Genomic DNA, 17,350 nt, shown 5'->3' on the forward strand with positions numbered 1-17,350 from the left:
CCTGGGCCATCAATGACCGCGATCTCGTGGTGGCGTCGCTTTCGCCCAAGCATACAGGCCCGCGGCATCTTCAGCGGATTTGGCGGGGAGAGCCGCTCGCAGGTAAGCACGTGCTGGTCCGCTGCTATCACGGGCTCGGCGATACGATCCAGTTTCTCCGCTTCATGCGGCCCCTGCGCGATGTGGCGTGCAGCGTGACGCTTTGGTGTCAAAGCGAGCTGTTGTCGCTGGCGGAACGTGCGGCAGGTGTCGATCGCTCGCTGGCACTCCATGACGGTACGCCGGACGTGGAGTTCGAGGTCGATATCGAGATCATGGAGGTTCCGCACGCGCTCAAGGTCGGACGAGAGCAGATCGAGATGCGAGCGCCATATTTGACGCTGCCGCCGAGGCGCGTGCCCTTTTCGGTCGATCGCGAAGGTCTGGCCGTAGGTCTGGTTTGGGAGGTCGGCCAGTGGGACAAGCGGCGGGCAGTTCCGCCTGAATTGTTGCGGCACTTCGCTGTTCGTGGCGTAGCTCTCCACTCGCTCCAGCGGGATGCGACGCGCGAAAGCCTCTTGGGGATCGGCGCGCGCGACATTAATACGCCGGACGTGGCAACGCTTGGTCATCTGCTCCGTGAGCTCGACCTTGTCATTTGCGTCGATACCATGGTCGCGCACCTCGCGGGCGCACTTGGATGCGAAGCGTGGGTGCTGCTGCATGCCGATTGTGACTGGCGGTGGCCCTCAACCGGGGGTCGCTCGTTTTGGTACCCGAGCGTGCGGTTGTTTCGCCAAACGACCGCCGGCGACTGGAGCGTTGTCATCGCGGAGGTGAGCGAAGCGCTTCAGCAGCGAGTTAAGTCCGGGCAAACAGTCGCATGAACATGATCAGGCCGGCACATTTTCGACTTTAGTCGATCCCGATTGCGCTGGCCGAGCACCCGGCTCGCGCGTACGGATGCCGAGATAGGCCGGATCAAAACCCGCCAGCCGGACCAATCCAGGCCAGTTCGAGATCGTCAAGGTATTGCCGTGCCATTGCAGCAGGTTGGAGCGGCGCAGTTCCTGGATGGTGCGATTGGCGTGGACGGGAGAGATGCTGCAGGCCGCGGCGAGGTCAGCCTGGGTGAACGGCGAGGATAGTCTGAAATCCTTCGCGAGCCCGACATTCTGCAGCCGTGTGGTGATCTCGCAGAGCAGATGCGCCACGCGCTTCAAGGCGTTCCGGCTGCCGAGGTTTATCGTCCAGTTGCGCTGGATGGCATGGTCGGCGAGCAGCATCAGCAACAAGGCGCGAGACATTCGGACCGACCGCGCCGTCAGTTCGCGAAAGAAGCGATGCGGAACCTGCGCCACGACGGCGGGCCCGAGCGCAATCAGATTACCGGTGATGCGCGGCTGGTAGAGTGTCTGGAGATCTGCGATGTCGCCGGGGACCGCGATCGACGTGATCTGCCCGTCTGCGCCGTCGGCATCCTGCCAGGACAGATAACCCTGGAGCAGCAGGCAACATCTATTGGCATCATCGTCTTGGCGCAGGACTGCTTGGCGCGAACTGAAATGCGCAATCGTACTGGGCATTTCCGCCAGCAGATCGAGATCTTCGGTGGTCACGTCAGCAAGGCTCGCCAGGTGATTGGCGAGTGTGGAAAAAGGAAAACCGGTCTGCATTCTTTGTCCGATCGCCCCGCCGCCGACATCATTCTGACCGAGTAACATCGGGAAGGCATTAACTCTTGATAACGTCCGCCCGACGTCAGGATGCATCAACGGATGCAGGTCGACGCTCGCCCGTGATCAACGTTCCTATTCATCGGAGCTAACTCCGGCTGCAATCGAGCTGCTGGTCGTCGCGTTCGAAGGCAACATTTGGAAGCGCCATCCGGAACTCGCGGCCATCCCGAGGCCAATACCGGCGGATGAGGGCCGACCGACAGGACGAGGAGAAGCCGTGGGGGCAATCACGACATCCGGCGTTCAAGGGTGTTCACGATGATCAGAACAGTCAGCACGGCAATCAGAAAGGTTCCGGCGGATATGGACCGCTGACGGTCTGATTTTGGGGATGCTCGCATGAACACGGTCCCGATGATCGCGTACTAAGGAATCGGGTGAACTTCCGTTCCTACGCTCGGCAAGATCCTCGTGAGCTAACCGGATGGGTGCGCCAACTGACCTCAATCATCGCATCGCGGGCCTGCGCAACCTGAGACCTCCGCGGCCTCGCGTGGATGACTATTGCAGGAACGAGCGTCATTCCCGGGATTTGCACCAAGGTGCTAACGGGAAGGCGCTCATGAACAGCTCTGATACCGTATTGTCGGCCGCCACCATGACCAGGGTGACTGACGACATCTGGATCGCGGACGACGTTCCGATCAGCGCGGCCGGCCTGCGTCTGCCCATTCGTATGACGGTCATTCGGTTGTCGAATGGCGATCTCGTGCTGCACTCGCCAGTGCGATACTCGTCGGTTCTGCGCGAGCAGCTGGAGCGGTTAGGCCCGATCAAATATCTGCTCGCGCCCAGCGTTGCGCATTGGATGTTCCTGCCAGCGTGGCAGAGACGATTGCCGCAAGCACTGGTCTTCGCGGCGCGGGGCCTGTCGGCGCGCAAGCAGGTGCGAGGCGCCGGTCTTCGTATCGACCGCGAACTGGACGACATCACGCCGGGCGAGTGGGCTGCCGAGCTCGAGACCATCTTTGTCAACGCACCAATGTTCTCGGAGGTGGAGATATTCGACAAACGAAGCCGGACATTGATCCTGACGGATCTCGTGCAAAATCTCGATCTAAATCGTCTCCCCCCGTCAAATCAGGCCGCGGCAAACCTGCTTGGCAACGCCAGGCCCGACGCCAAGGCGCCGGTTTATCTCCGACTTCTGCTGCGACTTGGCGGCCGTTCGGCGCAAAGCGCGGCGGATCGGCTGGTCAGCATGGCGCCTGAGCGGGTCATTTTCGCGCATGGCGATTGGTTCGTATCCGGAGGGACCGAACGGCTGCGTCGTTCGCTGCGCTGGCTTCTTCCCGCCCGCGCTTCGGAGGCTGCGTCGCGGCCTTTGGCGGGCACACGCGTCGTTATTACGGGGGCATCGAGCGGGATTGGTCGCGCCGCGGCGCTGGCATTTGCTCGGGAAGGCGCGAGCGTGGCTCTCGCCGCGCGGCGCGACGAGGTGCTAACGAGCCTTGCGACGGAGTGCGAGGCGCTGGGGGGCCGCGCTCTGGCGGTCCCGACCGATGTTACCGATGCCGAGGCGGTGCAGCGATTGGCCGCGGAAGCGGAGGATGCGTTCGGCGGTATCGACGTCTGGATCAACAATGCCGGAACGGGTGTGTTCGGCGCTTATCAGGACGCCGACCTTGCGCTTCATCGCCGAACGATCGAAGTCAACCTGCTCGGAGCCATGAACGGCGCCTTCGCGGTGCTCCCGGTGTTTCTCCGTCAGAAGCGGGGAATCCTGATCAATAACATCTCGCTTGGAGGGTGGGCGCCGACACCGTTTGCCGCCGCGTACACCGCGAGCAAGTTCGGCCTGCGCGGATTCACCGCGAGCCTGCGCCAGGAACTCGGCGCACATCCGCACATCCACGTCTGCGGGGTGTTCCCGGCGATGGTGGATACGCCCGGCTTCATCCACGGTGCGAACGTGTCCGGGAAGCGGCTTGATCCGGGCCCGCTGCTCTACCAGTCCGAAGATGTGGCCCGGACCTTTCTCAGCCTGGTCCGTGCACCTCGCGATGAGGTGTCCGTCGGATGGCCCGCACGCGCAGGTCAGATGGCTTACGCAGTCGCCCCAAAATTGACCGAGGAGGTCCTGGGAAGGGCATTCCGTTTTCTGCTGTCGCGCGCGCGGCGGGCACCGATCAGCGAGGGGAGTGTCATCGAAGCCTTCCCGCCGGGCAAGTCGGTGGACGGCGGTTGGTTGGCCCGGAAGCAGCTTCCGCCGGCTGGCATTATCAGCAAGGGACTTGTTGTGCTGGGAGCGGGTGCGTTGGTTGCTTTCGTCGCCTCGACTGCCGGCGCACCGCGGCGGCCGCGGATCAGGGCGAGGCATCGCCGATCATGGCGATCGTGATCGGCGGCTGCAGCCCATCGCGGAACCTATGTCGTTCGTGTGGCCTATTTCAGCGTATAGAGAAACGCCGCGATATCGCGCGCGTCCTTCTGCGGGATGTCCATTCTTGGCATGGCATTGCCTGGTAACACCCGCTGCGGATCTTCGATCCAGGCGGCCATGTTGTCGGGAGAGTTCCGGATGTAGCCCGCGATATAGGTCCGCGTGCCGACCCGCTGCAGCGGCGGGCCGACATTGCCGTCCGCGCCGGCAATGCCGGGAATGTCGTGACAGCCGCCGCAATGGTAGTTCTTGACAAGGTCGGCGCCGCGCTCGGCATCGCCATTGAAATTATCAGGGCCCGCGGCATCGGCTTTGCCGCAGCCAATCACCGTCAGCCCCAGCAGCGAGGCGATCAGCAACCGTGCGGCAAGATCGTCGCCCATTCGCCACTCCGCTTAAGGCTTCTGACCGAAATTGAAGGTCTTGGTGGCAGACCATGGATCGGTCGTCGAGACCTGCTCGCTCGGGACCTGCTCCACCTCGGGCGACAGCGGATTGGCGGCGAAGGTGCGGCCCCATTGCCGGTTCGGCTCATTGCTGATCTTGCCGATATAGGTGACGAGATCCCAGATCACGCTGTCGGGCAGCACGCCACCCCAGGCCGGCATGCCATTGGGGCGCCCCTGATAGATCGACAGGTAGATGTTCTCGGGCTGCGAGCCATAGGTGAAGAGATTGTTGCTCAACGCCGGCCCCATCCCGCCACCGCCATTCGGCGCATGGCATCCGACGCAATTGAAATTGACGAAATAGGTCATCCCGCGCTGCTCGGCATTTGGGTCGCCCTGGACGGGGTTCTTGATTTCGGGCGGATCGGGCTGAGCGCCGGGGAAGAGATGGGTGACGGGCACCTGCATGAAGACGCCCGGCCTGCCGTTCCCCACGCTGCCACCGAAATTCGGACGCGGCGCCACGGTGGGCAGCTGCGCTTCCTGGGATTGCGGCAGAGTTTGCTGGGCAAGCACGGCGCCGTCAGGCGTGACCGCCAGCAGCAGTGCCATAGCGCTCGCGCGCAGCGATGGAGCAGACATCATTGTTGTCCTCCCGATGCCGTCACGGGCTCGTCGACCAGAGGCACGCCGTAGCTCCGCAGCAGCGCGGCGATATCGGATCGATGCTCGTCGATGAACGCGTTCAACCGGTCGCGCAAAGCGTGGTCTCCCTTGCGAACGCCCATCGCGATGGCGAACTGAAATTGCTGAGGCGTGAAGCGCTCGCCGTCCTGGATCGGGGTGACCGTCAGCGGCACCTTGGAATGCTCGGCGAAATAGCCACCCAGCGGTCCCCATGCCGCGGCAACGTCGATCTCGCCGTGTTCGACCGCCTCGATCAGGCGCGCTGGCGGGTCGGCCTGGCGATAGTCTCCATAGATAGAGTAGCCGTGGACATTGTCGACGATACCCAGCTGGCCGAGGGCCTCGGCCGGCGGCGGATTATTGCCGTCGTCGCCGACGAGGTGCACGCCGATCACGAGATGATGCAGGCGCGGATCAAGTAGCGAGGAGAGGTCAAGATGGGCGTCGCGACGACTTACAAAGACGTAGGTCGAGCGATAATAGGGCTTTGTGGTTTCGACCAGCTCGTAGCCGGAGGGGACGCCGATCACGAGGTCGCATTTGCCGGCCTTCAATGTGTTGCGGATAAAACCACGACGCTGCGCCCACCAGGTGTAGGACAGCGATAGTCCGAGAGCCTCGGCTGCCATCGCCGCGAGCTTGTTCTCGAAGCCAGCCTCGGAGCTGTTGGAGAACGGCAGATTGTTCGGATCGGCGCAGACGCGAAGCTCGCCGTTCGGCGCGGCCGATACGGGGGAGATGATCCCGATCAGGCCGGCAAACGCAACAGCGGCACAATCACTGCGGAGGCGCATGGCCGTTGTCCTGACCGTTGGCGCTGCCGAGCTTGAACACCAGGAGTTCGCTGCCGCCGGTGGTGTAGAACGGCAGATCCTGCATCGCGCCGGTGAAGCCCAGCGCGCCGTTACGCACGCGCTGATCGAGCTCCGCATTCGCCACCGCCCCGGGCCAGCCGCCGACGCCCGAAAGGATTGCGATGTATTGCTGCCCGTCCGAGCCGCGGTAGGAGATCGGCTGGCCGATGAACCCCGAACCCGCACGAAACTGCCAGAGCACGTTTCCGCTCTTTGCGTCCACCGCCTTGAACAAGCGGTCCATCGTTCCATAGAACGCGACATCGCCCGCCGTCACCAGCGCGCCACTCCAGACCGGCAGCTTCTCGTGGATCTCCCACACCTTCTTGCGCGCGACCGGATCCCACGCCATGAACTCGCCGCGATGCCCGCCGGGACCGGCATACATATCGACATCGGCTCCGACATAGGGCGTGCCGGCGATATATCCGACCTGCGACGCCTTGAAGTTCATGCAGAGATGCTGATGCGGAACGTAAAGCAGCTTCGTGCGCGGTGACCACGCCGTTGGCTGCCAATCCTTGGCGCCCGGCGCGCTCGGACAGATGTTCTCGACGGTCTTGCCGACGAGCGGGGTCTTCTCCTCGTTGGGAATGATCTTGCCGGTCTTGAGATCGACACCCTTGTAGCTGTTCACGAACTCATAGGCATCGGCGGAGATCACTTCGCCGGTGGCGCGGTCGATCACGTACATGTAGCCGTTGCGGCCGGGATGAATCAGCACCTTGCGCGCTTGGCCGTTCAGCTCCAGATCGACCAGTACGTTCTCGTTGATCTCGTCATGATCGAACAGATCGTGCGGGTTGACCTGATAGGCCCATTTCGCATGCCCATTATCAGGATCGCGCGCGAAAATGGTCGTGCTCCAGAGATTGTCGCCGCTGCGCTGGTTCGCATTCCAAGGGCTTGGATTTGCGGTGCCGTAGAAGATCAGGTTGAGGTCGGGATCGTAGGAGATCCATCCCCACATGGTGCCGCCGCCGACTTGCCATCGGTCGGCAGGCCAGCTCTTGACGCCGAGATCCTTGCCCTTGAGGCTGTCGTAAAACGGCTTGAAGTCATCGCCGATCAAGACATCCTTGTCGGGGCCCGTAGCATAGGCGCGCCAGGCGATGGCACCGGTGTTCTCGTCGAGCGCGGTGACCCAGCCGCGCACGCCCATCTCTCCACCGCTGTTGCCGATGAGAACCTTGCCCTTGACGATGACGGGCGCCATCGTGATGGTCTCGCCCTTGTTGATCTCGCCGAGCTTCGTATGCCAGAGCTCCTTGCCGGACTTGGCGTCTATCGCCACGGAATGATTGTCGAGCGTGTTGAGGAACACCTTGCCGTTGTCGAAGGCGAGCCCGCGATTGACGACATCGCAGCAGGCAACGCCGGCTGCGGCGGGCTCAGGTTTCGGTGCGTACGACCATTTCAACTCGCCGCTGGTGGCGTCGAGAGCGAACACGCGGTTCGGGTAGGGGCCGGCATAGGGGCCAACGACATACATGGTGCCGTCGACGACGAGTGGGGCGGCCTCCTGACCGCGATCGGCTCCGATCGAAAACGTCCAGGCGAGCTGCAGGCGTGAAGCATTGCTTGCGTTGATCTGGTCGAGAGCGCTGTATCGGGTGTTGGCATAGTCACGTGCAGCCATCGGCCACTGGCCGGGATCTTTCATGCGGCTGGCCAGATCGGTCTGGGCAAAGCCGGAGGACTGCAATGCGCAGCAGGCGCAGAGCGCACTCGACGTTCCCCACAGCAATTGCCTGAGGCCGGACATTAACATAGGTGAAGATCTCCACGGCATGATGAGGCCTTGCCGCGCTGCAGGCCGGGTTGCGAACGTACAAACGTTGCGCTCGCGCTTGGTTCCTAAGTACTCAAGCGCCTATCTCACGACACTTCCCGAGACGCCGGCGCCGAGATCGACCGCGATCTGGTCTTCCTTGCCGTTGCATTTCGGGTGACCAAATCCGGATGGACTTTTACCGTCCGGGCCGATGTCGTAGATGATCGCGTCCTTCATGTTGGGGCTGACGCCAGCCGGCACGTGATCGAGGCCGAGGAGGTGGCGCACGCGCCAGGCGACATTGTGGTCCGCACAGGAGCTGTCGCCGCTCACGCCGAGCGCGCCGGCGATGCCGTTGCCGTCATAGAGCGCCAGCCCGCCGCCGAAGACGATCACGCCTCCGACGGGCTTGCCAACCATCGGGTCATGCGCGGTTCCGAATTCATCCGGTGTGCCCGCATAGATGACCTCCGGAGAAGGTGGGTTGCTGAGCGCTGCACCAAAGAGGAAGCCGCCGGGTTGTGCCCCCGCGTAGAGGTTGGCGCTGGCCATCGCCTTGCTCGTCAGGCTGAACGCATTCGCCGTGTTGGCCTTCTCGGCGGCGATGGCGCGGCTGCCGGGCCATTGATCATCGACCTTGCTGCCGCTGTAGGCGACGGCGCAGACCACGCCCTGCCGGTTCACGACGGCAGCCCACTCGTTGTTGTCGAGGCCACCATTGCTCGGGCCGCCGCCCGGCTTGACGCTCTTCTTGAGGATGTCCGCCAGTTGATCATGGTCCACCGGACACGACATTCCCGGGCGCGGCTGATCTTGCGCGATCGCGCCTTGCGGCATGGCAAGGGTAGCCGCGAGGATGACAGTCGCCAGGACGGTTGGTTTGCCCATGTGGCCTCCACGGATGTCGAAAGTCAGGAGGCGAACGTCGCAATCCAACTTGCGGTTCCTATGTCCCTTGTGATCAAGCGGATCCTTCAGCCGGCATGCCGAACTGTCGGCACGCGGGACGCGTCGATCGTGGTCAGCCAGCGATAGGCGAAGAACAATGCTGCACCGGTGTAGAGGATGCCCATGGGCACCCACATCAGAATGCCCGCGAGTTGCTGATCCTCCAGTGGCGACAAACCGAACTCGCCTGCAAGGGCGCCCTGGCCGGGAATCCAGATGCGTGTTGATAGCGTCAATAGCGCACCGAGCACGCCGGAATGAAGCACAGTGACAAACAGGCATGCGATTGCGATGCCGTCCCGAAGACGCACGCTGCGCCCGAGGCCGCGGCCATGCAGCAGCACCCACCAGAACAACAGCGCGGTGGCGAAGAAGCTGATGTGCTGGAGGCGATGGACGGCGGTGTTTTCGAGCGCCCACGCATAGAGCGGCGGCGCATGCCAAACCCAGAGCGCCAGGCCATGCAGGGCAGTCGCGCTGACGGGATGACTGACGAGCGTCCACGGCCAAGCCACGCCAGGCCAGTTGAGACATCGGCCCACGGCAGGACGAGCCGAGACAGGCAGGCTCCACATCATCGGCCCGTTGATCCGGGCGAAGGCCATCAGCGGCGCGCCGACGATCATGAGCAACTCGTGCTCGACCATGTGAGCCGTGAACAGACGCTCGCCGAGCCAATGCAGCGGCGAGGTGAGCGCGAGCGCGACAATCAGCCATCCCGCCCAGAATGCGCCGACTTGGCGGAAGCTGACGCCGCGCCCGCCGCCGGCATGGCGCCAGAGCCGTTGCGTGCCGACATAGAAGCCGATGCCGACGGCATAGAGGGGTGCCAAAAGCCACAGATCGAAGCTCCAGAGCGAACCCGGATCGACATCCGAGATGCCATGGGCCATCGCCGGCGCCGTGACCAGGCTCAGCAGGAGCGCCAGCAGTCTCAGCGCAGGCATGGGCTGATCATCAGCGATGCCGCAAGCTGGTTCGCGATCACCAGTGCGAACAACACGCCGGTGCCGACGCCAAGCCAGGCCATGAACGCGCGGGGACCACCGCCTTGCGCATCGGTCCACTCCGCCCCGGCGCGGCGACGAACCGCGCGCGCGGATATTGCCGTGCCCGCCAGGGCAATGATCGCCAGAACGGCGCTTATGATCGTGCCGCTCTGCTTTGTCGTCTCGCACGAGAAATGGGCGAGCGCGTAGATCCCTTGCAGGTTGATGCCCCAGGCGAGGGGACCGAGCGCGACGCCGGCCCAATAAAGCAGTTTCGTGTCTCGTTCAGTGTCGGTCATAGGCGCGGCACCCAGTCGAGCAGGACGTAGAGCGGCAGCCACGCCAGCACGACGAAATTCCAATAGAACACGTTGTCGGTGACGTCGCTGAACCGGCGCGGCTTGGCGTGGCGTGTGAACATCAGGACGGCCAGCACGACCGTGTCGCCGACGTCAGTGGCAAGATGGGTGGTGTGAAGTCCCAGGATCAACCAGACGATCGATCCATAGGCGGAGTTGTCCCAGCGTGTGTTGAGATGGGCGAACTCGAAACCGCGCAGGACGAGCAGAGCGATGCCGATCAGCGACATCACGATCAGGCCGATGCGTACCTTGGCAAGATCCTGCCGGTGCGCCACGCGATTGGTCATTTCGTTCGGGATGATGCTCAAGAGATAGACGATGGTCTCGGCCGTTCCGGGCCAGAGATCGGGCGGCGCCGCTCCAATCGGCCAGTTCGGGTTGACGGCATAGAGATAGAGGTAGGCCCCGATGGCGATGGCAAATCCCATGCCCTCCAGCGCCATGAAGCCCATGGCGCCCCACCAGGGGCCGCTGCGCGGGCCGTAGCCATAGGTTGGCAGCTCGGCGACATTGCGGACGATGGTCTGCCTCACTCCTCGTCCTCCTTGCTGCCTGTCGGCCAGAACCAGCCGATCAAGGCGACCGCCATCGGTGGCGTACCCCACAGCACCGCCCAGGGCGTGAAGATCGAGCCGATGAAGAACACCGTCGTCGCAATGGCCGTCAGCAGCGGCCAGATGCTCGGGTCGGGAGATGCCTCGCGGATCTGCGGCTCGGCTTCCGCCAGCGACGTCAACAGCACCTCGCGTCGCTCCACGCTGAGACCTGCGACCACGGGCAAGCTCTCATTGTGGAACCACAGGGGATCGCGATGCTTGACGATGGGAATGCGGTCGAAGTTCTGCGGCGGCGGCGGTGACGTGGTTGCCCATTCCAGCGTCGAGGCATCCCAGGGATTGTCGCCCGCAAGCGCGCCGCTCCGAAGACTATAGATCACATTGACGAGCAGCAACGCGAAGCTGAGCGCGAAGATGGCGGCGCCGGCGCTGGAGAGCAGGTTGAGATGGGCCCAGTCCATGTCCGCGGTATAGGTGTAGACCCGCCGCGGCATCCCGATCAGCCCGAGGATATGCATCGGGAAAAACGCGACATTGAAGCCGACAAAGGCGAGCCAGAAGTGCCAGAGTCCAAGCCGCTCGCTGAGCATCCGCCCCGCGATCTTGGGAAACCAGTAGTAGACGGCGCCGATGAGCGGAAAGACCGCGCCGCCGATCAGAACGTAATGGAAATGGGCGACGACAAAATAGGTGTCATGCACCTGGGTGTCGATCGGCACCGAGGCGACCATCACGCCGGACAGGCCGCCGATCACGAAGATCACGATGAAGCCGATCACGAACAGAAGCGGCGTGCGGTAGACCGGGCGGCCATCCCAGAGCGTCGCGAGCCAGCAGAAGATCTGCAGGCCGCTCGGCACCGCGATCAGCATGCTGGAGGCCGTGAACAGGCCGGCGCCGAGCTGCGGCAGGCCCGTGACGAACATGTGGTGGACCCACAGGCCGAACGACAGGAAGCCCGTCGCGATCAGCGAGAGGATGACGACGGGATAGCCGACCACGGGACGACGGGTGAAGGTTGCGAGGATCGCCGAGACCATGCCGGTACCAGGGATGAAGATGATGTAGACCTCGGGATGACCGAAGAACCAGAACAGATGCTGCCAGAGCAGGGGATGCCCGCCCGAAGATGAATCGTAAAAGCGGGTGTTGACGAGGCGGTCCAGGATCAGCGAGGTCGATGCGACCATGATCGAGGGCATCGCGAACATCACCAGGAAGCTGGTGACCAGCATGGCCCAGACGAAAAGCGGAATACGGTCGAGCGTCATGCCGGGCGCGCGCTGCTTGAACACGGTCACCACGATCTCCACGGCAACCGCGAGCGCGGCAACCTCGGTGAAGGTGATCATCTGCGCCCAGACATCAGGTCGTTTCGTCGGCGTGTACTGCAATGAAGACAGCGGAACGTAGGCAAACCAGCCGACGTCAGGGCCGACATTGAGCATGAAGGAGATCCAGAGGAAACAGCCGCCGAACAGGAACATCCAGTAGCTGAAGGCATTCAGGCGCGGGAAAGCGATGTTGCGCGTTCCGACCATCAGCGGCACGAGATAGACGGCGAATGCCTCCATCACGGGCACGGCGAACAGGAACATCATGGTCGAGCCGTGCATCGTGAAGATCTGGTTGTACTTGTCGGCGGACAGGAACGTGTTCTCAGGGCCGGCGAGTTGAACGCGCATCAGCACTGCGAGAAGCCCGCCGAGCAGCAGGAACGCGAATGCCGTGACGATGTAGCGGCGTCCGACGACCTTGTGATCCACCGACGCAAGCGCCCCGAAGAAGCCGGACGGCGTGCGCCAGATGTTCTCGAGCCGTGTCGAGAGTTGCAGGCCATTCAGCGCGTCATCGCGCAGCTCGCGTTGCTCGGCCACCATGCTCACTTGAGCTGCTCCAGATAATGAAGGATCGCGATGAGCTCGTCCGACTGCAGCGGCGTCCTGGGCATGAAGTTTCCGGGCTTGATGTGCTGGGGATCGGCAATCCAGGCGGCAAGCGTTGCCGGGGACATCGGCAGCGTTCCGGCCGCGACCGTCGTCCGGCTGCCGACGTGGGTGAGGTCAGGGCCGAGCTGCCCGCCAGCGAGCGTACCGCGGATGGTGTGGCAGAGCGCACAGCCGCGCGCGCGGAATAGCTGTTCGCCCTGCTTGCCGAGCGGGTCGGTCGGGCTGCTCGCGCCCTGGTTTTCGTGGTCGCGCCACCGATCGAATTCATCCGGCGACAGCGCGAGCACGGCGAAGGCCATATGGGCATGCTGATGGCCGCAGAATTCGGCGCATTGGCCGCGATAGGTGCCGGCGTTCTTCGCAGTGAATTGCAGTTCGTTCTTCTGCCCGGTGATGAGGTCCATCTTGCCGGTGAGGCTGGGGACCCAGAAGCTATGGATCACGTCGGCGGATTCCAACTCGACCTTCACGGGCTGGCCGGTCGGAATGCGGATCTCGTTTGCGGTCACGAAGTTCTTGTCGGGGCTGCCGTCCTCGTAGCGAACCTCCCACCACCATTGGTGACCGATGATCTTGAGCGTGAGGGCGTTCTCGTCCTTGGCGAAGACGGTGCGCTGACCGGCATAGCTGACGATCGAGAGCCCGAGCACGATGACGAGGGTCGCGAGCCCCAACACGAAGACGATGCGGCCGCTGGTTCGCTCAAACGACCGGTGCAGCGCGAGGGGCTGATCGGCCGCACGCTTTTGGCGCAGCATGCCCACGCATAATGCGATCACGACGGCGATCCAGACCACAGCGGCAACGATCAGGAAGATGAAGAAAGTCCGGAGGATCTGGTCCGATTGAAGCCCTTGCGGGTCGAGCGCGGACTGCCGGCCGGCACAAGCGGCCAGCGGCAGTGTCGCAGATGGCACCAGAGCCGTTCGCATCCTGACAGGCATCAATGTTCGCCGTCCTCCCCTGCGAGAGGCGAACCGGACAATCCTATGAAGGTTCCTATCGCGACAGGGCGGGCCGCTTGCGTGATGCGTCGCCCGACGGCCTTATTGAGGTCGACGCTTCCGGCTCAGAAAGGCCATCCCCTCGTTGCGATAAATATGGCCGCGTCGGCTGCTGCCATCAGCAGCAAGATGATGAGGACGGCAATGACCGCTCCAGGCTGGGCGATCGCGCGAAGGTTCTCAAGCATCCGCAAGGTCCTCTGAAGGCGTGATCATCTCGCCATTGGCTTTCGGGCTCGTCGCGCCGCTGGGCGGCTTCCGTCCGACGCCGTACCAGATCACGGGATGAACGCTCCGATAGACCACATCCTCATTGCCCTGGCTGAGACGTCTGCCAAAAGCCAGCGCTGCTATTGACTATTCGTGGCTCCCGTTAGATCTGCAAGCAATGCGGGGTAGGCGCTGTCGTTCCTAACAGCAAGTTGCGGGTGCTGGGAGATGCAAGGCGGATAGGCCGCCGAGTTTCGAGCGCGCTACGCGATGCGCTGAAGGCGTCCTCCACCATCAGGAATTAACCCATTGATATCCCACCAACCTCGTTCCTGGCCGCCGGCGGTAACGCGCGCCTCTCAGCCATATTCCTCGCCGATCCCGTATTCCCGGTAGATCTCGAGCGGATCGAGCTCGGGGAACAGACGGCATTTGGCCTGGGCCAGATGCAGGCTCACCGCCGCCGGCTCCTTGCCGTTCGACAGCAGCTTGCGGATGTCATCCATATGTGCGCTCGGCTGGTGCTTGGCCTCGAGCTGCTCCAGCGCGACCAGGGCGGTCGCGAGCGCCTCGGTCAGAACCCAGTCGTCGTGCCCTGTGATTCCCTTCCTTGGCATCGGCAGACCCCAATCCGCAAGACATCGCCTGGTGCGGTGGCAGCAGTCTACCGTAGCTTCCGCCGAATCTCCATCGAGCAGCGTTGGGCGGCGGAGCGCCAGGAACAGGGCGCCTCGCCGTCTGGCTTGCAATATGGCGGCGTGTGGCTAAAAGGCGGCGGCGCGCGGGCGATCGTATCTTTGTTGAAACAAAGTTGGCGTAGACGGGCCTCGCGCGACCTCTCTCGGCTGGAGCCAGCATGGTCTTTCTAAGTTTCGTCTACCGTTTCCTGACCAATTTCGCGTTCATGGCGCTGGTCTATTTCAGCTTGAACTTCATGGAGAAGTACCAGAACCGGGCGGTCCTCGCGATCCTGGTGCTGGTCTATGCCGGCATGCGCGCGGCCTCGACGCTGCGGGCGTTCTACTTCTTCCAGAAGATCGAGAAGCTCGAAGCCGAAACCAAGCGGCTTCAGGCGCCGATCAATGACGGCTCGGGTGGGACCATCGCGCGCAAGCAGATCGTGACCGATGTCGCGCGGCTACGCCGCGACGGCGAGCTCAAGTCCTATATGGACTTGTTCTTCCTGGCGCTGATCGTGCTGCTCTGCGTCGCCGCCATCATGCGGCAGTAACGGCTTTAAGTTCAGGCGCGTTTCTTCACGCCGGTGGCGAGGCGGGTCGGTCGGGGCGCCGCGGTCCTGACCTGAGCTGCGCGCGCCGGCGCAGCGTGTGCAGGCGTCCGCCGCGCCTGCATCCTGCCAGCCTTGCCCTTGCCGGCATGCGGCGCCTCGGCCGCCATGGCGAGCCGCATCGCGGCCCGGCGCGACAAGGTGGTCGACAGCAGCACTTCGACGGAGCCCTCCGGGATCGCGAAGAGATCGCGGCCGGGCGCGGGCAGGGTGGCCGCGATATCGGCCTGTGCCATGGTTTTGTGCGGCAGCAGTTGCGGCTGGTGAGCGGTCTGCGCGTTGAGATCGGCAGGGTCGGGTGCCGGCAAGGTCGCGGTCTGCATGAAGGTGAAGTTCGGCACGGCCGGCCAGCGCGCGATCGGCGTCGTCTCCGTCGGCGGATGCAGCAGCCACTCGACCGGCGTGGTCGGCGTCGCCGGCCGGTCGGGCGTTGCGGGCACCACATGCACGATGTGATAGCCGCGCGCCTTCAGGTCACGGATGATCTTCGGCAGCGCCGCCACGGTGCGGGCCTGGATGTCATGCAGCAGCAGAATGCCCTTGCCCTTGGCCTCCAGCCGCTGGATCGCGAGCTGGTAGACGCGATCGGGTGACACATGCCGCCAGTCGTCAGCCGGGAAGTCGGCGCTCCACACCTGGATGCCGCGCGAGATCAAATAGTTCTCGACGCCGTCAGCGCGCATCAAGCCGGGAATGCGGAAGAACGGCGCCAGCTTGTATGGGTCCGTCATCGCCGCCGAGGTCCACTCGATGCCGCCGTTGATCTCGGCCTCAGCCTTGTCGATCGGCATGCTGTTCATCGTCAGCGGATGGGTCATGCTGTGGGTGCCGACGGTGTGGCCGGCCGCCACCAGCTTGCGCACGCCTTCCGGATTGGCCTTGGCCTGCTGACCAATAATGAAGAAGGTCGCCTTGATGCACTCGCTCGCGAGGATCTGGAGCACCTGGTTCGAATATTTCGGCAGCGGACCGTCGTCGAAAGTGAGGACCACCTCGTGGTCTTTCAGCGGCAGCGTCTCGCGATATTGCATGGTGCCGATGCGCGGATGCTCGCGCGGGTCGACGACGAGGGTGCGGGAGGTGCCGAGCGCATCAGGATGACCGGGGCAGTCGGCTGCGAAGGCCGCCGGCGACGCCGCGGTCATCAACCCCAGAAGCAGGACGGCCCACGATCGCGTCCGGATCACAGCACTACTGCCGGTCATGAACCCTGTACGTCCTCATCTGCGACTGTCGCCATAATAGGTCGGTGACATCAGGAAACGGTTCAGGCGCAACCACCTTTCCTGCCTCGGCCTCCCCCTCAATCATTGCATGGCGCAGCATGAACAGAATGTTAATAGGCCTCAAATCACCCCATTTTGGTCAGGCGTGACATTCCGGCATCAATGCGCGTCGGCATTGTTCCGTGATGTGCCTGCCGGGACCACGTGAACCACGTGAAAGCCGTTCTCTCTGAGGTACCGCAGGAAGGCGGGCATCATGGCGGCCGTGCGCGCCTTGGAGTCGTGGAACAGGACGATGCCCTTCCCGGCGGCAGCAACGCGCTCGGTGATCAGCTTCAATTCCTGCTCCGGCGTCATCTCATTCCAGTCACTGGCCCACAGATCGGCGCCGAACACGACGATGCCGCGCGACTGGAGCAGGTCGAGCTCAGCCGGCGTCGCTTCGAAATAGGGGAAGCGGAAGAACGGTGTCGACGGCGTCGTGGTCGAGACCCCGTGCAGCGCCATCTCGTCGGCGGCGATGCCGCGGTCGATCTCGCTGCTCGCCTTGTCGGCCGGGATCCGCGCCATGAACGGATGTGAGAAGGTGTGGTGGCCGATGGTATGGCCCTCGCGCGCAATGCGCTTGACCATATCAGGGTGTTCGGCGGCGTGCTGGCCGATCATGAAGAAGGTCGCGCGAACGCATTCCTGCGCCAGCGCCGCCAGCACCTTCGACGTCGTCGGCGGGTGCGGGCCGTCGTCGAAGGTCAGCACGACCTCGTGATCGGCGAGCGGCAGCGTCTGCGGAAAGCTCTTCAATCCGACGCGCGGCGTGGTCCTGGCATCGACGCTCAAGACGCGCGAGGTGCCGAGCGCATCCTTGCGCGGGCAGTCCGCGGCCGCGACAGAGCCGATCGTGCCGAGGCCGGCGAGAGCCAGGCCCATCGTGATCGAGGTCCATTTCGGTCGATGCATATTTGCCATTGCGCTTGCGATTGCCTTGTGGGTATTGCCTGAACCATCAGCTCAG

17 protein-coding genes and 1 pseudogene are annotated in these 17,350 nt (G+C 63.5%); 3 read left to right on the forward strand and 15 right to left on the reverse strand.

The genetic code is table 11. From position 1 onward, the window contains the following. The first annotated feature begins 29 nt into the window (after positions 1 to 29). Positions 30 to 866, forward strand: a complete 837-nt coding sequence (locus BM374_RS17995) for a glycosyltransferase family protein (protein ID WP_244552621.1) — start codon at positions 30 to 32, stop codon at positions 864 to 866. A 6-nt stretch (positions 867 to 872) separates the two neighbouring features. Here BM374_RS17995 and BM374_RS39420 read toward each other — a convergent pair whose 3' ends face one another. Further along, entirely contained in the window at positions 873 to 1,286 is a 414-nt protein-coding gene (locus BM374_RS39420) for a Crp/Fnr family transcriptional regulator (RefSeq protein ID WP_244552633.1), read from the reverse strand. A gap of 69 nt (positions 1,287 to 1,355) precedes the next feature. Further along, positions 1,356 to 1,751 (reverse strand): annotated as a pseudogene (locus BM374_RS40125) (hypothetical protein); the annotation flags it as partial. Positions 1,752 to 2,142: 391 nt separating this feature from the next. Here BM374_RS40125 and BM374_RS18005 point away from each other — a divergent pair. Continuing rightward, positions 2,143 to 4,059, forward strand: coding sequence for an SDR family oxidoreductase (locus BM374_RS18005; protein WP_502689446.1), 1,917 nt, complete (start codon positions 2,143 to 2,145; stop codon positions 4,057 to 4,059). 44 nt (positions 4,060 to 4,103) lie between these two features. Here BM374_RS18005 and BM374_RS18010 read toward each other — a convergent pair whose 3' ends face one another. The 11 genes from BM374_RS18010 to BM374_RS18060 form a co-directional block, all read right to left on the reverse strand. After that, on the reverse strand, positions 4,104 to 4,484 hold the full coding sequence (locus BM374_RS18010) for a c-type cytochrome (RefSeq protein WP_092294434.1): 381 nt from the start codon (positions 4,482 to 4,484) through the stop codon (positions 4,104 to 4,106). 12 nt (positions 4,485 to 4,496) lie between these two features. After that, a complete protein-coding gene (locus tag BM374_RS18015; RefSeq protein ID WP_092294998.1) occupies positions 4,497 to 5,132 on the reverse strand; it encodes a c-type cytochrome in 636 nt (211 codons plus the stop codon). Continuing rightward, the gene (locus BM374_RS18020; RefSeq protein WP_092294436.1) at positions 5,132 to 5,971 is read right to left on the reverse strand and encodes a substrate-binding domain-containing protein; all 840 of its coding nucleotides are present in this window, start codon (positions 5,969 to 5,971) and stop codon (positions 5,132 to 5,134) included. Before BM374_RS18020 ends, BM374_RS18015 begins: the two co-directional genes overlap by 1 nt. Further along, on the reverse strand, positions 5,955 to 7,802 hold the full coding sequence (locus BM374_RS18025; RefSeq protein WP_092294438.1) for a methanol/ethanol family PQQ-dependent dehydrogenase: 1,848 nt from the start codon (positions 7,800 to 7,802) through the stop codon (positions 5,955 to 5,957). The genes BM374_RS18020 and BM374_RS18025 overlap by 17 nt, the downstream gene beginning before the upstream one ends. Positions 7,803 to 7,904: 102 nt before the next feature. Then, positions 7,905 to 8,693, reverse strand: a complete 789-nt coding sequence (locus BM374_RS18030) for a heme-binding protein (RefSeq protein ID WP_092294440.1) — start codon at positions 8,691 to 8,693, stop codon at positions 7,905 to 7,907. A gap of 86 nt (positions 8,694 to 8,779) precedes the next feature. After that, positions 8,780 to 9,700, reverse strand: a complete 921-nt coding sequence (locus tag BM374_RS18035; protein WP_092294442.1) for a cytochrome c oxidase assembly protein — start codon at positions 9,698 to 9,700, stop codon at positions 8,780 to 8,782. Further along, the gene (locus BM374_RS18040) at positions 9,688 to 10,041 is read right to left on the reverse strand and encodes a hypothetical protein (RefSeq protein WP_092294444.1); all 354 of its coding nucleotides are present in this window, start codon (positions 10,039 to 10,041) and stop codon (positions 9,688 to 9,690) included. Before BM374_RS18040 ends, BM374_RS18035 begins: the two co-directional genes overlap by 13 nt. Further along, on the reverse strand, positions 10,038 to 10,637 hold the full coding sequence (locus BM374_RS18045; RefSeq protein ID WP_092294446.1) for a cytochrome c oxidase subunit 3: 600 nt from the start codon (positions 10,635 to 10,637) through the stop codon (positions 10,038 to 10,040). Before BM374_RS18045 ends, BM374_RS18040 begins: the two co-directional genes overlap by 4 nt. Then, entirely contained in the window at positions 10,634 to 12,541 is a 1,908-nt protein-coding gene (gene ctaD / locus BM374_RS18050) for a cytochrome c oxidase subunit I (RefSeq protein WP_177248404.1), read from the reverse strand. Before ctaD ends, BM374_RS18045 begins: the two co-directional genes overlap by 4 nt. Before the next feature lie 2 nt (positions 12,542 to 12,543). Beyond that, positions 12,544 to 13,554, reverse strand: coding sequence for a cytochrome c oxidase subunit II (gene coxB / locus BM374_RS18055; protein ID WP_092295000.1), 1,011 nt, complete (start codon positions 13,552 to 13,554; stop codon positions 12,544 to 12,546). A 629-nt stretch (positions 13,555 to 14,183) separates the two neighbouring features. Next, entirely contained in the window at positions 14,184 to 14,441 is a 258-nt protein-coding gene (locus BM374_RS18060; protein ID WP_092294450.1) for a hypothetical protein, read from the reverse strand. A gap of 239 nt (positions 14,442 to 14,680) precedes the next feature. Between BM374_RS18060 and BM374_RS18065 the strand changes: the two genes are divergently transcribed. Beyond that, positions 14,681 to 15,055, forward strand: coding sequence for a hypothetical protein (locus tag BM374_RS18065; protein WP_092294452.1), 375 nt, complete (start codon positions 14,681 to 14,683; stop codon positions 15,053 to 15,055). 11 nt (positions 15,056 to 15,066) lie between these two features. On the opposite strand, the gene BM374_RS18070 is transcribed toward BM374_RS18065, so the two are convergent. Beyond that, positions 15,067 to 16,317: a polysaccharide deacetylase family protein gene (locus BM374_RS18070; RefSeq protein ID WP_092294454.1), complete on the reverse strand. Its 1,251-nt coding sequence runs from the start codon at positions 16,315 to 16,317 to the stop codon at positions 15,067 to 15,069. 180 nt (positions 16,318 to 16,497) lie between these two features. After that, a complete protein-coding gene (locus BM374_RS18075) occupies positions 16,498 to 17,304 on the reverse strand; it encodes a polysaccharide deacetylase family protein (protein ID WP_092294456.1) in 807 nt (268 codons plus the stop codon). Positions 17,305 to 17,350 lie beyond the last annotated feature (46 nt).

Origin of the sequence: Bradyrhizobium sp. Ghvi, from assembly GCF_900115265.1 — a bacterium.
Lineage (GTDB): Bacteria > Pseudomonadota > Alphaproteobacteria > Rhizobiales > Xanthobacteraceae > Bradyrhizobium.

Coding starts and splice junctions, on each gene's coding strand:
- BM374_RS39420 (WP_244552633.1), bottom strand. CDS start 1,286: ATGTCTCGCGCCTTGTTGCTGATGCTGCTCGCCGACCATGCCATCCAG.
- BM374_RS18005 (WP_502689446.1), top strand. CDS start 2,143: ATGGGTGCGCCAACTGACCTCAATCATCGCATCGCGGGCCTGCGCAAC.
- BM374_RS18010 (WP_092294434.1), bottom strand. CDS start 4,484: ATGGGCGACGATCTTGCCGCACGGTTGCTGATCGCCTCGCTGCTGGGG.
- BM374_RS18015 (WP_092294998.1), bottom strand. CDS start 5,132: ATGTCTGCTCCATCGCTGCGCGCGAGCGCTATGGCACTGCTGCTGGCG.
- BM374_RS18020 (WP_092294436.1), bottom strand. CDS start 5,971: ATGCGCCTCCGCAGTGATTGTGCCGCTGTTGCGTTTGCCGGCCTGATC.
- BM374_RS18025 (WP_092294438.1), bottom strand. CDS start 7,802: ATGTTAATGTCCGGCCTCAGGCAATTGCTGTGGGGAACGTCGAGTGCG.
- BM374_RS18030 (WP_092294440.1), bottom strand. CDS start 8,693: ATGGGCAAACCAACCGTCCTGGCGACTGTCATCCTCGCGGCTACCCTT.
- BM374_RS18035 (WP_092294442.1), bottom strand. CDS start 9,700: ATGCCTGCGCTGAGACTGCTGGCGCTCCTGCTGAGCCTGGTCACGGCG.
- BM374_RS18040 (WP_092294444.1), bottom strand. CDS start 10,041: ATGACCGACACTGAACGAGACACGAAACTGCTTTATTGGGCCGGCGTC.
- ctaD (WP_177248404.1), bottom strand. CDS start 12,541: ATGGTGGCCGAGCAACGCGAGCTGCGCGATGACGCGCTGAATGGCCTG.
- coxB (WP_092295000.1), bottom strand. CDS start 13,554: ATGCCTGTCAGGATGCGAACGGCTCTGGTGCCATCTGCGACACTGCCG.
- BM374_RS18060 (WP_092294450.1), bottom strand. CDS start 14,441: ATGCCAAGGAAGGGAATCACAGGGCACGACGACTGGGTTCTGACCGAG.
- BM374_RS18065 (WP_092294452.1), top strand. CDS start 14,681: ATGGTCTTTCTAAGTTTCGTCTACCGTTTCCTGACCAATTTCGCGTTC.
- BM374_RS18070 (WP_092294454.1), bottom strand. CDS start 16,317: ATGACCGGCAGTAGTGCTGTGATCCGGACGCGATCGTGGGCCGTCCTG.
- BM374_RS18075 (WP_092294456.1), bottom strand. CDS start 17,304: ATGGCAAATATGCATCGACCGAAATGGACCTCGATCACGATGGGCCTG.